This is a genomic window from Vibrio glycogenivorans (assembly GCF_051660965.1).
Taxonomy (GTDB): domain Bacteria; phylum Pseudomonadota; class Gammaproteobacteria; order Enterobacterales; family Vibrionaceae; genus Vibrio.
Genome location: NZ_JBPVIS010000007.1, coordinates 55,801 through 70,292, shown reverse-complemented (window position 1 = coordinate 70,292; position 14,492 = coordinate 55,801). Strand labels below are relative to the sequence as shown.

Here is a 14,492-nt window from a genome sequence, read left to right as displayed (position 1 = left end):
AGCGACTTTCCTATCCTTTGAAATCGTTCAGATCGAGACCTTCAAACTGAGACAGAAGCTCATCATCGCTGCTTGAGCGTTTCGCCGCCTTAACAGGCTTTTGCTCTTCTGCCTCTTGCTCGATATCAAGTTCGTCTTCTTCTGAATCATCTTCTTCTAACTGATCGTAGATGCCAAGCTGCTTCATCAGCACTTCCATACGATCCAGTTTCTGATCAACAAACTTCTGCAAACCCGCACCAAGCTTTTCACCGTTCTCCAAACGCTCAAGCAGCACAAGCAATTGTGCGTCGTTCTCGATCGCTGCCAACTCTTGCTGAGCCGACACCTTACGCTCGGATTTAGTTAGCTTCTTCGGCGCTTCCACAATGAGTGGGATTTTCTTCTTGCTGCCAAGGCGTGGGTCACGCTTTTGACCAGTACCAAGCGCCTTCTCAGCTTTTGCCTCTGAGTTACGGGTACCCGTTTTTAGGCCCTTACGCTTTTTCAATCTTTTACGCTCACGGCCTTCAACATCAGACTGTGTACGGTTGCGAACCACGATAACGTCAAGGTTACCGCCAGATCTTGCTTTTTTTGCACGACTCATTACTGGGTCTTCCTGAGTAAAATTACATCTTTACCAACAAATTCAAGTTCGAGCCTATCCCGCTCTGCCAAGTACTTAAACGTGGCACGACTAAAAAAGACCACGTGAGTCGGGTCATTCTTATAGTGCCACGAAGCAAACGCCTCTGCGTCGATCACTAGCTTGGTCATAATACCAATCCAGCCCCCTGGCTTAACCAGATTCAACCATTGTTGCCATACTTCACCCGGCTGGTAAAGGTGTTCAATCACCTCAGTCGCCGTCATAAAGTCATAGGCAGTACTCAATACGTCACTGTTTGGCTGATAATAGATATCATACAGTGACATAGAGTGTCCCGCTTCTTGCATCATCAAGTGTAGTGTTGGACCGGGTCCACAGCCAAAATCAAGGCCTGATGAAGCGGGTTGTATACGTTCGAGTATGGGGTCTGCCATGCGTGAAAGAAAGGCACGATACCCCATATCTAGCGGATTATTCTCATGAAGATCGTAATGTGACTTCTCTGTCTCAGCATCGAGTCGTTGTTGCTCAGGCACAAAAACCAGCTGACAGCGCTGACACTGCAAATAGCTGCGGCGCTTGTCTTGATGAAAGTGCTGTGTATCAGAGTGATAACACAAAGGACATAGATGCATAACGTGATCCTCAAATAAGGATGCGAAACATACCAGAAATAGAAAAAAAGCGATAGGTCACCCTATCGCTTTCTGACTGCCTTAGCGGCTAAAATTTGTTGCACCTAGTAATGTGCCCCAATATTCCTTTTGTTTTTCGTGCTTTCCCTGCCAATTTTATGGTTTTTCATCATCCTGATGAGTTTTCACGTTCCCTGATAACGTCCTGTCACTGGGCAAGTCCATTGCCTGCTCCATACCACTGTCTTTTCCTTAGACGTTAATTAACCATCCCTGTTACAGCCATCATCCTGACGACCACACACTCCATGCTCAATCATCCGAGCTCCCTGCTCGCGTCCTTGGTGGCTCTCCGAGCCCGTTTTCCTTTATCAGCTTCCTGCCGATGGATTCACTTTAACTCAGTAGCACATCTCAACAAGCTCAAAATCGCTATTTTGCAAGTTAATTTAGGGCTGAATTTTTAGTTCAATTATCGATCAATCACTTACAAAAAATAAAACGTCAACCGCCATATCGACTATGGCGAATCTCGCACAAACCTACAGGCAAAGTTGACGTGTCGCTAAAAATCCCAAGTACCTGTTAGGTTGTATTGGATCACAGAATATCTGGGTGCGAGGTAACAGGTACGAGGAGCGGGGACGCTTCGCTTCGGGGAGCGAGGAGATAACACTCGGCTCAAAGATTGTCGATCACAGAGCTGCACAACGAGCTCATACAACTCGCACCTCGGAACGAAGTGTAACCCGCTCCCCGCCCCCCTAAAAAAAGCGCCCTTTAGGCGCTTTTTAGTCGTTCTAGTGCAAACCACCAACATACTTGGACAGGATATCGATGTCCTCGTCAGTTAGCTTGCGTGCTATATCGCGCATCATGGCATTCATATCGTTAGCACGATTGCCATCGCGGAACATCTCTAGCTGCGCTTTGATGTATTCTGGGTACTGACCAGAGATCTTAGGAAAGCCTGACAAACTGGTGCCATTACCGCGCGGGCCGTGACACGCGATACATGCCGTCACACCACGTTCCATATCACCAGCTGTATACAGCACTTTACCCTGCTCAACCACATCTTCAGGCGTTGTGGCATGTGCAATCGGTACTGAGGCGTAATAAGCGGCTAAATCCGCCATATCCTCTTCGCTAAGGGGCATAGCCATGCCACTCATGACCGGGTCATAACGCCCCTGCTTGCCCTGACTGGACATCCCCAGCTTGAACTCTTTTAATTGCTTTTCAATGTACTTTGCGTGCTGACCTGCTAGAGTTGGATAAATGGCCAAGGGGCTGTTGCCGTCCGCTCCATGACATGCTGCACACGTGAGAGATTTTGCCTTACCTGCTTCGATATTACCGGCTGCCCATGTGGAACAACTGGCGATAAGGCTTACGATTAGCGCTAATTTCTTCATGACATTCCATTATAATTATCAAGCTTCCAGTACCACGCTGCAGTGCTTCTCATGGTACACTATTGCGATCTTGTGCTTAGCACAGTTATTTTACACAATTTCACAAAAAAGTAATCAATCGACTACAAAAAGTCGAGATGGAGTTAACAGTGAGCGTAAAAATTCATTATCAAAACACCCACTTCATCACGAGTGCGCCAGACATTCGCCACTTACCTGAAGATGAAGGTATCGAGATCGCGTTTGCTGGACGCTCTAATGCGGGTAAGTCAAGCTCACTGAACCGCCTGACCAACCAGCGTAACCTAGCAAAAACCAGTAAAACGCCGGGGCGTACTCAGCTGATCAACCTTTTCAAGGTGACTGAGGGCTGCCACATTGTCGACTTGCCTGGGTATGGTTTCGCTCAAGTCCCGCTTGAGATGAAGAAGAAGTGGCAAAAGTCACTGGGTGAATACCTGCAAAAACGTCAATGCCTGAAAGGTTTGGTGGTGTTGATGGACATCCGTCACCCAATGAAAGACCTAGACCAACAACTCATCTACTGGGCAGTCGACAGCGGCATCCCAGTCCAAGTGTTGCTCACCAAGGCTGACAAACTTAAGCAAGGCGCCCGCAAAGCCCAGGTACTAAAGATCCGTGAAGCGGCGATGGCCTTCGGCGGTGATGTACGCGTCGATGCATTCTCATCCCTAAAAGGACTTGGCGTCGACATCCTACGCAACAAACTAGACGAATGGTTCGCTCCCGCACTACTTCAAGCAGAAGAAGCTGAAGAACCAGAGCAAGACGACACACCTGAATAACGTTCCCTGGCGGGAAGAGGCGAGAGACGAGATCGCTTCGCTGCGAGAAGCGAGGATTTACCACAGGTTAAACCCCTCGCCTCTCAAATAGCAGCCTTTCGTCTCCGCCCATCTTATTGTTACCTACAAAACGACTCACATCCCACGCGCTCAAATCCCCTCGCTACCCGTAGGGCGACAGCCCGTACCCGCACCTCGCCCCCTCTAAGTACAAACCGAAGCACACACCACGCGCTCAAACCCCCTCGCTACCCGTAGGGCGACAGCCCGTACCCGCACCTCGAACCTTGCCCCTCGCAGGGCGCTAGCCCGATCCCGTTTCTCGCTTCTCGCCTCTTTTTTGAGAAGCAAAAAATAAAAAACCCCACTGATAACAGTGGGGTAACGGGAGAGAAGTCGATAGGTAGTTATTGTTGTGTCTCTAGGATTCCTGATTAGTGACAGAGAATCAACTTCGACGCGCTCGATGCACTCAAGAATAAAAACGTTTTAGAACAAACACTTAATTAATATTCGATAACATTTAGGCTTGATTAGTTAATAAAAATAACAAAAGTGTGACTGTCATTCAGGCACAAATTGCTAATTTGATTACAAAAAAAGCTGCTCAACAAAATGACGGATTAGCGAGATCGACTGGTTTAAAAAGACGAACAGAGAAGCCCAAGGTTGGCCATAGAACGGCAAAATGCTGTGGGAGAGATAGTTATTAAGATACTGATAGTTATAGGCTTAAATTTTTGCTTGCCCCAATAAAAAACGCCCCAGCTAAAAACTAGCTGGGGCGGCTGAATCAGCCTAATCCAATAACGTGAAACAAAAGGTCTGAAAGATAGAACATCTTACCTCTGTACCCTACGCAGATAAATGTACATCAAACGGTTGGAAATTTAAACAGTTTTTGTAGTTTTTTTTCATTAAAGTTTTATTAACTTACAATACACACTTATCTAGGCAGAGTTAGTTGACGACAAAAAAAAGCCAGCACTTGTGCGCTGGCTCATACTTATTGATCAACTTTAACTAAATTTTGTCTAGTGAGCCTGATCCCAGTTGTCACCGTGATCTGAGTCTGCGACCAATGGAACTTCAAGTTGTGCTGCAGATTCCATCAATTCCTGTACTTTACTTTCAATTTCGCCAAGGTGGCTTTCTTCAACTTCCAGTACCAGTTCATCGTGTACCTGCATCAGAAGCTTCACACGCCCCGCCCCATGCTGCTCTATCCACTCATCGACCAACAACATGGCCTTTTTAATGATGTCCGCTGCGGTGCCCTGCATCGGCGCGTTGATGGCTGCACGTTCTGCTGCTTTACGACGCATGCCATTGCGCGATTTAATCTCCGGTAGGTGGAGACGACGACCAAAGATAGTCTCAACATAGCCCTGCTCAGACGCGGCGCTGCGAGTGTCTTCCATATACTGCATCACACCTGGGTAGCGCTCGAAGTAGGTATCCATGTAAGACTGTGCTTCACCACGCGGAATACCGAGCTGTTTAGCCAAGCCAAACGCGCTCATACCATAGATAAGGCCGAAGTTGACCGCTTTCGCGCGGCGGCGCTGCTCACTGCTCACCTGCTCAATATCAACGCCCAAGATCTCTGCCGCGGTTGCCGCGTGGATGTCCTTGCCTTCTCTAAAGGCAGCCAATAGCGCTTTGTCACCCGACAGGTGCGCCATAATACGCAGCTCAATCTGTGAGTAGTCGACCGCGAGGATTTTGTAGCCATGCGGTGCGACGAACGCTTGACGGATACGACGCCCCTCCTGGTTACGAATTGGGATGTTTTGCAGGTTAGGATCGGTGGAAGAAAGGCGTCCGGTCGCCGTCACCGCTTGGTGATACGAGGTGTGTACGCGCCCTGTTTCCGGATTGATCATCTTCGGCAGCTTATCAGTATAGGTCGATTTAAGCTTCGCTAGGCCACGATATTCAAGGATCAACTTTGGCAATGGATAATCCAGCGCCAGCTCTTGCAGCACCTCTTCATTGGTCGATGGCGCGCCCGATGGCGTCTTCTTCACTACTGGCAGGCCCATTTTCTCAAATAGGATCGCTTGCAGCTGTTTTGGCGAGTTCATATTGAACTTTTGCTCTGCGATCTCATACGCTTGCTGCTCTAGCTCATCCAAGCGCGCTGCTATCTCCTGCGATTGTGCACCCAGCAGCATGTCATCGATCAACACCCCTGTGCGCTCCATACGCGATAGAACTGGCACCAAAGGCACCTCTAGATCTTGATAGATGGTCTTGAGTTTTTCGTCTTGATCAAGATTCGCGCTAAGGCGATTGTGCAAGCGCAGAGTAACATCCGCGTCTTCTGCCGCGTATGGTGAGGCCTGCTCGAGATCAATTTGGTTAAAGGTCAGTTGGTTTTTGCCTTTACCAGCGATCTGCTCAAACGAGATGCAGCTGTGCTGCAAGAAGCGCAGCGCCAAGCTATCCATATCGTGCTTGCCACCAACGCTGTTGTAAACATAAGACGCGAGCATCGTGTCGTGCTTGATGCCACGCATCTCGATGCCGTAGCGTGCCAACACACTCGCATCGTATTTTAGGTTCTGTCCGACTTTCGCCTGCGTGTCATCTTCTAGGATTGGCTTGAGCTGAGCCAGTACCCAATCACGATCAAGCTGCTCAGGGGCATCAAGATAGTCGTGCGCGACTGGAACATAGGCTGCGACGCCCTCTTCAGTGGCGAATGACAAGCCAACCAGATTGGCGACCATATAGTCGAGACTGTCGGTTTCAGTATCAAAGGCAAACACATCACTTTGTTTAAGCTTCTCTAGCCAACGATTAAATCCGTCTTGATCCAAGATAGTTTCATACTGGCTACGATCGATGGTTACCGCACTGGTGTCGATTTCGCTTTGGCTTGCGGCTGACGGGCTTGCAGATGAGGTTGCTGCTGAACCATCCGCTTCCACCACGCCATTACCGCCCTCAAGTAACTCATTGAGCCAAGACTTAAACACCAACTGACCGAAGAGTTTGATCAACTCGTCTTTGTTTGGGGTTTGCTTCACCAGTGATTCTGGTGTCTCTTCCAGTTCAACGTCGAGTTTGATCGTCGCCAACTCATAAGAGAGCATGGCGTTATCTTTGTTGTCCACCAACTTTTTAGCCATGGTTTTCGAGCCACGAAAGCCAAGCGGCGCAATATCATCAAGCTGTTGGTAAAGCTGACTCAAGCCGCCAATCCCTTGTAGCAACGCGGTGGCCGTCTTGTCACCGACTCCTGGCACGCCTGGGATGTTATCGACCTTATCGCCCATCAAAGCGAGGTAGTCGATGATAAGCTCTGGTGGAATGCCGAACTTCTCGACCACGCCCTCGCGATCTAATACTACATTGGTCATGGTGTTGATCAGGGTGACATTATCGTCCACCAATTGCGCCATATCTTTATCACCGGTACTGATCAGGACTGGCATTCCAGCCTGAGATGCCTGATGAGCAAGAGTGCCGATCACATCATCAGCCTCAACGCCCGGGATAGAGATCAATGGCAAACCCATCGCGCGGATCACCTGATGCAAAGGCTCTATCTGGCAGCGCAGATCGTCAGGCATTGGTGGTCGATTTGCCTTGTACTCCGAATACATCTCGTCACGGAAGGTCTTGCCCTTGGCATCAAATACCACCGCAATACGCTCAGAGGCAAACTGGCGCATCATGCTGCGCAGCATATTCACCACGCCGTAAACAGCATTGGTTGGGATATCACCATTACTCATGGTGCCAGGGTAAGCATGAAATGCACGGTAGAGATAAGAAGAACCATCGATAAGAATCAACGGATTATCAGGAATACGAGCCATAATTTGAAGTATCCAAAGATAAGCGAAAAGGAATCTGCCTAGAATGCCACGGGAGCGGTTTGGTTTCTATGCTCTCACGGTGGAATAAATCCTTATTTTCCCTTGACAGCCACACACGCCACCTGTGGATAACTCTGTTTATATAATTTCTTACCCGAGCATGATTTATTCACACTCGAAGTAAAAAAAACACACAAACCTCTGTTTTAAAGAGAATTAAACCAAGATCAGCGTAGACCAAGATGATCCAAAACAGATCATTGATTGTGGAAAAAAGTGTTTGTTGGCCATTTTTGCTTGACTTAAAGTGGATCCACCCGTGAACAAGCACCCGACTAAAACATAGCCAATGGATCGTCAATTTGTGTAGAATTTTTATCTGAAAAACAAAGAAGCGAGAGTCGAGAGTCGAGAGTCGAGAGTCGAGAGTCGAGAAAACTTCTCAACCTTGATCACTGCAGTCAAGTGTTCCACCACCTCGAGCGAAGCGTTCTCGCAGTGAAACGATCTCGCCTCTCGATTCTGCTCTTCCTGAAGGATAAAAAAAGCGACTCATGATGAGTCGCTTAGCGAAAAGAGGGAGCGCGATCGTTGTAACGTACTGCCACGAACCCGAAAGCTATAAAATTACACTGGAAGCAATGTGAGCAATGTCGTGCCATACAAACCTTGTTACCCGCGAGATAAATTTGATGCGAAAGAAGCGCCTTTCCACCTGACTACTTCTAATAACAGTGTTTGCACCGACACCTAAACAATAATAGTTATCATTTACGAATGCAAGCTCTATTTGAGAATTAATCTCAATTAGCTTGAACTGGCTCACTTTGGATCTGTTTACAAAAATGAATTCGCGACTCGGCCAAGGGATCAACGCGCTCGAAGTCTTCTATTTGATAGCCATTGCGGATCAGCAGACGCAGCATACTTGGAAACTGATTACGCGACTTAACCTTGAGCTGATGATAGCCCTGCTCACCCACCCAACGCTCCTGCCAGTCCATTAGAATTTGCGCGACACCGCGCTTTCTTGCCAGTGGCGAAACGCCGCCAAACCAGCTATAAAAAGTAACGGCATCAAGTTGATAGCCGATCTTAAAGCCCAACAGGTCGCCATTTTCCTCGGCTACCAGTATCAGTGCTTTTTTGTCATCCAGCCGCGCAGAAAGAGTATCGACCGTCTCTTTGCGTGCAAACTCAGTGATGCTCGCCACAATCTGTTCGACTTCTTGCAGCGAGCCCTCTCGTACTGTGATCATCTTTTTACCTCAGCCAATAAAAAAGGTTGGCACCTTACACAGTTGGCGCCAACCTGACAACTCTATGCTGAGCTCAAGGCTACTTTAACGCTGTTGACGCCTGCGCGTTCTCTTCCGCCAACCACTCGGCAACTTGCTTAGCAAAGTAAGTCAGCACACCATCTGCCCCGGCACGCTTAAAGCATAGCAGCGACTCAAGCACGGTTTCACGCTCAGACAGCCAGCCATTTTCAATCGCCGCTTTGTGCATCGCATACTCACCTGAAACTTGATAAGCAAAGGTCGGCACCTGCAGTTCACTTTTCACTCTACGCACTACATCCAAGTATGGCATACCCGGCTTCACCATCACCATATCCGCACCCTCGTTGATGTCCATCGCCACCTCTTGCAGTGCTTCATCGCTATTGGCGGGATCCATTTGGTAGTTTTTCTTGTTACCACCTTTAAGGTTTGATGCCGAGCCGACAGCATCACGAAACGGACCGTAATAGCTTGATGCGTACTTGGCTGAATAGGCCATGATCTGGGTATTCACATAACCCGCCTCTTCCAGCGCAGCGCGGATCTCACCAATGCGTCCATCCATCATATCGGAAGGAGCAACCACATCGGCCCCTGCCTCTGCATGGGATAAAGCTTGTTTGATTAGCACCTCGGTCGTAGCATCATTGAGGACATAACCTTCCTCATCAATGATCCCGTCTTGACCGTGCGTTGTGAATGGATCGAGCGCCACATCGGTGATCACCCCGATCTCAGGCACATGCTCTTTTAGCTCTCGCACCGCGCGCTGCACTAGGCCTTCTGGGTTAAAAGACTCCGCAGCACACAAGCTCTTGGCATCTTGATTGACCACCGGAAAGAGAGCGATAGCAGGAACGCCTAGTTGAGCCAGGTACTGCGCCTCTTCCAGCATCAAATCAATCGATAATCGCTCAATACCAGGCATCGACTCCACCGGCTCGCGGCGGTCTTTACCCATTAAGATAAACATTGGATAAATCAGATCACTGGCTGAGAGTTGGTTTTCCGCCATTAAGCGGCGGCTAAAATCGTGTTTGCGCATGCGACGCATACGGCGAAGGGGGAACTGACCTAATACTGCTGCTGACACAGGCTTCTCCTTGGCTGGATTTGTTATTTTACCTGTTTGAATCATATCACCGTAGTCGAGGCGCGCTAGCCATTACCGCACAAAATCAGCGCTTGCTTTGTAAATGTGCAGGAGTACCCTAGGGCTACAGCCGATTTACCAAGAGAAGCATCATGATAGATACCCATGCTCACATCTATGCTAGCGAGTTTGACCAAGATCGCGACGAAGTCGTTCAGCGTGCCCTAAGCCAAGGCATTCACCACATCCTGCTGCCGAATATTGATCTCGACTCTATCGAGCCTATGCTCACCACTGAGGCGCGCTACCCCGAGGTGTGTCGCTCGATGATGGGATTGCACCCTTGCTATGTTGATGGCGACGTTGAAGCGACTCTCGAGACCATCAAGGCATGGTTTGACCGTCATTCCTTTATTGCCGTGGGTGAGATTGGTATCGATCTTTATTGGGACAAGACCTATCGCCAAGAGCAAGAATGGGCATTTGCCACTCAGCTTGATTGGGCAAAAGAGCGTAACCTTCCAGTGGTGATCCACACTCGCGACTCGATAGAAGAAACCCTGAACCTACTCGAAACGGCTCAAGATGGTCGCTTACGAGGCGTGTTCCACTGCTTTGGCGGCAGTGTTGAGCAAGCGCAAGCGATTAATCAGCTCGGCTTCCATTTAGGTCTTGGTGGTGTTTCGACTTTCAAGAATGGTGGCATGGATAAGGTGATCCCACACCTTGATATGGACAAGGTGATTCTAGAAACCGACTGCCCCTACCTTGCGCCTGTCCCTCATCGTGGCAAGCGTAATGAGCCCGCCTACACTAGCCTAGTGGCTGAGCGTATCGCTGACCTGCGTGGACTGAGCCTCAGTGAGGTGGATGAGATGACGACCTTTAATGCCAAACAACTTTTCCAACTCTAAGAGAGTGTCGAGGGGCGAGATTCGAGGAGCGAGACGTCTTTCTCGCGAGGTAAGTTACTCGTTTATCTGAAAATCACACTATCTGGAATAGAAAAGACCAAGCTTTCGCTTGGTCTTTTTTGTTTGGCTAGAGAGTATTTAATCCTCTTGCTCTTCTTGTTCGTCTTGGTCTGGTTTGCGGACGTAGAACCTTGCGACGAGCAAGCCGACCTCAAACAGCAGACACATAGGGATGGCCAGCAGGGTTTGTGAGATCATATCCGGTGGCGTGAGCATCATGCCGACCACAAATGCGGCGACCACAATATAAGGTCGTTTTTGGCCAAGGCTCTCTGGTGTGGTTGCCCCAGTCCAGCATAACAGCACGATCGCGACTGGTACCTCAAAGGCAATACCGAAGGCTAAAAATAGCGCGAGCACAAAATCGAGATAGCTCGAGATGTCAGTGGCAAATTCAACCCCGCCCAGCGAGATCGCGGTGAAGAAGCCAAACACCAGCGGGAACACCACGTAGTAAGCAAACGCGACACCGCAATAGAACAGCAGTGAACTGGAGAATAACAGCGGCATCACCAGCTTACGCTCATGCTTATACAAGCCTGGTGCGACAAACGCCCACACCTGATAAAGAATAAACGGCACCGCGATAAATACCGCGGTGATAAGAGTTAATTTTAGTGGGGTGAAAAACGGCGATGCAACGTCGGTCGCGATCATCGTTGCCCCTTCGGGAAGACGCTCAACTAATGGCGCTGAGATAAACTCATAAATTGTGTTGGAAAAGTAAATCAAGCCAAGGAAAATCACCAACACCGCGGCCATGGCACGCAGCAGTCGGTCTCGCAACTCAAGCAGATGCGAGATCAATGGCTGAGTCTGCTCTACAGAAGACATATCCATCCTCTTGGGAGAAATAAAGACAACAAGAGCTGCTCAAACGGCAGCTCTATGGGAACATCACTCATCTTTAGAGCGGGTCGACTGGCCAGTTGCACTATCAACTTGCGTTGACATCTCTGCTGGCTGAGCCTTAGCTTGCTCTACGGGCTGAGTTTTTTCAGACGCGGACGACGTCTTATCCTCATAAGGACGCTGAACCTCTTGCGCAGTTTGTTTGAGCTCATCAATCGAAGACTTGAGCTCAGGCGACAGGTCTTTCATCCCCATCTGCTCTGCTTTCTTGAGATTCTCTTGCAGCTCTTGAACCTTAAGTTCATGAGACAGCTCGTCCTTAACGCTGTTTGCCATCGCTTTTGCACCGGAGATAAAGCGAGAAACGCTGCGGATGGCATGCGGGAGACGCTCAGGCCCTATGACCACTAGCCCCACCAAAGAGATTAATATCAGTTCCCAGAAACCAATATCAAACACGGATTATGCCTGCTCTTTGTCTTTTTTCGTTTCAACAGAAGCGTCCGTTTTCTGCTGCTCAAGGTTTTTCTGCTCGAAGTCGGCGTCTTTGCTGTCTGCTTTGTCGTCCTCACTCATCGCATTCTTGAAGCCTTTCACCGCACTACCAAGATCGCCGCCAATGTTGCGAAGCTTCTTGGTTCCAAACAGTAATACTACAATAACGGCAACGATTAGAAGTTGCCAAACACTGATACCACCCATTTTCTCGTTCCTCGGGTTATGTTGAGAATATGCTATTTGCGACGGTAAGCTCGCCAGCTCATTAGCCAAGCGATACAGCCCAATGCCGCTCCTAGTAACGATAATCCATCATAATGATGGTGATTTATAAGTATCGCTGAACACACCATAAGTGTGGCACCGATACCAAATAAAAACTGCCCGGTTGCCTGATTACGCTTCGACTCCCTATAGCCATGATAGAGCTTTTCCATGCGTTGATTCATCGACTTACCTTGCTTGAGGCTATCGTACAGCAGCTCTGGTAGCTCGGGTAGTTTTTCTGCCCAATAGGGTGCGCGGTCTCTCACTGCATTGACTACCGCCTTCGGGCCAATCTGATTCATCATCCATTCTTCCAGGAATGGCTTGGCCGTATCCCATAGATCGAGCTGCGGATAAAGCTGCCTGCCTAGACCTTCAACATAGAGTAAGGTCTTTTGCAGTAGCACCAATTGTGGTTGCACCTCCATATTAAAGCGACGTGCGGTGTTAAACAGGTTAAGCAGCACGTGACCAAAGGAAATCTCACACAAAGGCTTAGCAAAGATCGGCTCACACACGATCCTAATCGCGACCTCGAACTCATCCACATTCGTTTCACGTGGAACCCAGCCCGACTCAACATGCAACTCAGCAACACGACGATAATCGCGATTAAAGAACGCCAAGAAGTTCTCAGCCAGATAGCGCTTATCATCACTATTGAGTGTACCAACAATGCCACAATCGAGCCCAATCCACTTCGGGTTCTCTGGATGCTGTTTGACGACAAACACATTACCTGGATGCATGTCGGCGTGAAAAAAACTGTCGCGGAAGACCTGGGTAAAGAAGACCGTCACCCCTCGCTCCGCCAGCAGCTTCATATTGGTGCCGTTAGCGCGCAGTCCCTCTATATCTGAGACCTGGTAGCCATATATTCGCTCAGAAACCATGACGGTTTGATTACTGAATTCGGTGATCACCTCGGGAACATACAGCTCTTCACTGCCCTCAAAGTTGCGACGCAGTTGGATAGCGTTCGCCGCTTCACGGCGCAGATCAAGCTCATCGAGCAAGGTCTTTTCGTACTCGCGTACGACCTCGACAGGCTTGAGCCTTCTTGCCTCCGGTAGCATCTTCGCCACCAGACGCGCCATACGGTACATCAGCTTGAGATCGGCCTCGATCACTGAGCGAATGTCAGGGCGGATCACCTTAAGCACTACCTCACGTCCGGTGTCCTTTAACTTAGCGGTATGCACTTGAGCAATTGAGGCAGAGGCAAGAGGCACCTCATCAAAGTCACTAAACCACTGCTCAAGCTCACCACCCAACACCGCCTCAATCTGCTTACGCGCCAGTTTGCCATCAAAGGCCGGCACGTTATCTTGCAGTTCAGCAAGCGGATCGGCAATGTGTGGTGGGAGAAGATCTCTTCGAGTAGAGAGCATCTGACCGAACTTGATCCAAACAGGACCGAGCTCCTGAAGCGCAAGACGCAAGCGCTCACCGAGTGATTTATCCGGGTGGCGATTTTTGATCCAAAACAGCGCTTTGCGGGCGTACAGCGAGCCTTCAAGGCTTGGGGTCAGTGTATCGGTGATGGTACTAGGCGGGCTCGCGAGCAACTCATCAAGTCCAAACTCGAGCTGGACCTGGATAATACGATACAGACGCTTTAACTCAGATGGCGTCATAGTGTCTCCTGAAGCGCTTTAAGGCGCGCCTCAAGACGTCGTGCTTGGCTTTGCACGTCGTCCACTTGATCGCAAAAATGCGCCACTTCTAGCGGCGCGGGGGCAATTCGCCACTCTTCCGTCAACACCTGTGCTAAATGGCTTTGGTGCCGTTTAAGCTGCGAGTTAACCAGCTGTCCGGCTTGCTTGATACCATAGACGGCGCTGTGAGCCACGGCGTCACCGGTGAGTTTCGCTAGCCACTCTTCTAGGTCGGGCTTGGCCTCATCGAGCAGCTTCGCCAGCGACTGAGCCAATTGAATATCCCCTTCGAGCTCCAGCTTGCCCTGCTTGATCAGGCGAGTGATGTTCGAGCGATCTTTCAGCTCAGGTAGCACCATGAGAGAGAGCTTTAAGTCACAATCTGGGATGCCTTCATACTCAGAAAGCACATCGATCTGTTGGGTGAAAATGAATGTCAGGGCATGATTGAGCTCTTGAAGCTTAACACGAATCACCTGCCCACGTAGGCGGCTGAGACGAGCCTTGGCCTCATCGCTTTCCCTAATACATAGGTTGAGCGCAGTCTCTATGCCTGCAGTCACCAACGGCATAAATGGCATAGTGC

14 protein-coding genes are annotated in these 14,492 nt (G+C 49.4%); 2 read left to right on the top strand and 12 right to left on the bottom strand.

All coding sequences use genetic code 11. The features are described from left to right. Positions 1-10: 10 nt before the first annotated feature. The 3 genes from yihI to ACSTTG_RS14745 form a co-directional block, all read right to left on the bottom strand. The gene (gene yihI, locus ACSTTG_RS14755; RefSeq protein ID WP_438475368.1) at positions 11-589 is read right to left on the bottom strand and encodes a Der GTPase-activating protein YihI; all 579 of its coding nucleotides are present in this window, start codon (positions 587-589) and stop codon (positions 11-13) included. Continuing rightward, a complete protein-coding gene (locus ACSTTG_RS14750) occupies positions 589-1,227 on the bottom strand; it encodes a class I SAM-dependent methyltransferase (protein WP_438475367.1) in 639 nt (212 codons plus the stop codon). Before ACSTTG_RS14750 ends, yihI begins: the two co-directional genes overlap by 1 nt. A gap of 800 nt (positions 1,228-2,027) precedes the next feature. Then, the gene (locus ACSTTG_RS14745) at positions 2,028-2,645 is read right to left on the bottom strand and encodes a c-type cytochrome (protein ID WP_438459701.1); all 618 of its coding nucleotides are present in this window, start codon (positions 2,643-2,645) and stop codon (positions 2,028-2,030) included. Between the two features lie 149 nt (positions 2,646-2,794). Between ACSTTG_RS14745 and yihA the strand changes: the two genes are divergently transcribed. Further along, on the top strand, positions 2,795-3,451 hold the full coding sequence (gene yihA / locus ACSTTG_RS14740) for a ribosome biogenesis GTP-binding protein YihA/YsxC (protein ID WP_438459700.1): 657 nt from the start codon (positions 2,795-2,797) through the stop codon (positions 3,449-3,451). A 793-nt stretch (positions 3,452-4,244) separates the two neighbouring features. On the opposite strand, the gene spfP is transcribed toward yihA, so the two are convergent. The 4 genes from spfP to hemB all read right to left on the bottom strand — a co-directional run bounded on the left by spfP (position 4,245) and on the right by hemB (position 9,618). Next, on the bottom strand, positions 4,245-4,292 hold the full coding sequence (gene spfP / locus ACSTTG_RS14735; RefSeq protein WP_438356636.1) for a small protein SpfP: 48 nt from the start codon (positions 4,290-4,292) through the stop codon (positions 4,245-4,247). A gap of 193 nt (positions 4,293-4,485) precedes the next feature. Beyond that, positions 4,486-7,281 (bottom strand): DNA polymerase I, encoded by a 2,796-nt coding sequence (gene polA, locus ACSTTG_RS14730; protein ID WP_438475366.1) that lies wholly within the window; start codon positions 7,279-7,281, stop codon positions 4,486-4,488. Positions 7,282-8,084: 803 nt separating this feature from the next. After that, positions 8,085-8,540 (bottom strand): GNAT family N-acetyltransferase, encoded by a 456-nt coding sequence (locus tag ACSTTG_RS14725; protein ID WP_438475365.1) that lies wholly within the window; start codon positions 8,538-8,540, stop codon positions 8,085-8,087. 79 nt (positions 8,541-8,619) lie between these two features. Next, positions 8,620-9,618: a porphobilinogen synthase gene (gene hemB, locus ACSTTG_RS14720; RefSeq protein WP_497583961.1), complete on the bottom strand. Its 999-nt coding sequence runs from the start codon at positions 9,616-9,618 to the stop codon at positions 8,620-8,622. A 191-nt stretch (positions 9,619-9,809) separates the two neighbouring features. On the opposite strand from hemB, the gene ACSTTG_RS14715 reads away from it, so the two are divergent. Beyond that, on the top strand, positions 9,810-10,571 hold the full coding sequence (locus tag ACSTTG_RS14715; RefSeq protein ID WP_438459696.1) for a TatD family hydrolase: 762 nt from the start codon (positions 9,810-9,812) through the stop codon (positions 10,569-10,571). Positions 10,572-10,709: 138 nt separating this feature from the next. Here ACSTTG_RS14715 and tatC read toward each other — a convergent pair whose 3' ends face one another. The 5 genes from tatC to ACSTTG_RS14690 form a co-directional block, all read right to left on the bottom strand. Further along, a complete protein-coding gene (tatC, locus tag ACSTTG_RS14710) occupies positions 10,710-11,465 on the bottom strand; it encodes a twin-arginine translocase subunit TatC (RefSeq protein WP_438475364.1) in 756 nt (251 codons plus the stop codon). 63 nt (positions 11,466-11,528) lie between these two features. After that, positions 11,529-11,942: a Sec-independent protein translocase protein TatB gene (tatB, locus tag ACSTTG_RS14705; RefSeq protein ID WP_438459694.1), complete on the bottom strand. Its 414-nt coding sequence runs from the start codon at positions 11,940-11,942 to the stop codon at positions 11,529-11,531. Positions 11,943-11,945: 3 nt separating this feature from the next. Further along, positions 11,946-12,185, bottom strand: a complete 240-nt coding sequence (tatA, locus tag ACSTTG_RS14700; RefSeq protein WP_438459693.1) for a Sec-independent protein translocase subunit TatA — start codon at positions 12,183-12,185, stop codon at positions 11,946-11,948. 32 nt (positions 12,186-12,217) lie between these two features. Next, positions 12,218-13,885: a ubiquinone biosynthesis regulatory protein kinase UbiB gene (gene ubiB, locus ACSTTG_RS14695; RefSeq protein WP_438475363.1), complete on the bottom strand. Its 1,668-nt coding sequence runs from the start codon at positions 13,883-13,885 to the stop codon at positions 12,218-12,220. Then, the gene (locus ACSTTG_RS14690; RefSeq protein WP_438459691.1) at positions 13,882-14,487 is read right to left on the bottom strand and encodes a ubiquinone biosynthesis accessory factor UbiJ; all 606 of its coding nucleotides are present in this window, start codon (positions 14,485-14,487) and stop codon (positions 13,882-13,884) included. Before ACSTTG_RS14690 ends, ubiB begins: the two co-directional genes overlap by 4 nt. Between the last annotated feature and the right edge of the window lie 5 nt (positions 14,488-14,492).

Bases quoted from the DNA above. Each gene is read 5' to 3' on its own strand.
- yihI (WP_438475368.1), bottom strand. From the start codon at position 589: ATGAGTCGTGCAAAAAAAGCAAGATCTGGCGGTAACCTTGACGTTATC.
- ACSTTG_RS14750 (WP_438475367.1), bottom strand. From the start codon at position 1,227: ATGCATCTATGTCCTTTGTGTTATCACTCTGATACACAGCACTTTCAT.
- ACSTTG_RS14745 (WP_438459701.1), bottom strand. From the start codon at position 2,645: ATGAAGAAATTAGCGCTAATCGTAAGCCTTATCGCCAGTTGTTCCACA.
- polA (WP_438475366.1), bottom strand. From the start codon at position 7,281: ATGGCTCGTATTCCTGATAATCCGTTGATTCTTATCGATGGTTCTTCT.
- ACSTTG_RS14725 (WP_438475365.1), bottom strand. From the start codon at position 8,540: ATGATCACAGTACGAGAGGGCTCGCTGCAAGAAGTCGAACAGATTGTG.
- hemB (WP_497583961.1), bottom strand. From the start codon at position 9,618: ATGCGTCGCATGCGCAAACACGATTTTAGCCGCCGCTTAATGGCGGAA.
- ACSTTG_RS14715 (WP_438459696.1), top strand. From the start codon at position 9,810: ATGATAGATACCCATGCTCACATCTATGCTAGCGAGTTTGACCAAGAT.
- tatC (WP_438475364.1), bottom strand. From the start codon at position 11,465: ATGTCTTCTGTAGAGCAGACTCAGCCATTGATCTCGCATCTGCTTGAG.
- tatA (WP_438459693.1), bottom strand. From the start codon at position 12,185: ATGGGTGGTATCAGTGTTTGGCAACTTCTAATCGTTGCCGTTATTGTA.
- ubiB (WP_438475363.1), bottom strand. From the start codon at position 13,885: ATGACGCCATCTGAGTTAAAGCGTCTGTATCGTATTATCCAGGTCCAG.
- ACSTTG_RS14690 (WP_438459691.1), bottom strand. From the start codon at position 14,487: ATGCCATTTATGCCGTTGGTGACTGCAGGCATAGAGACTGCGCTCAAC.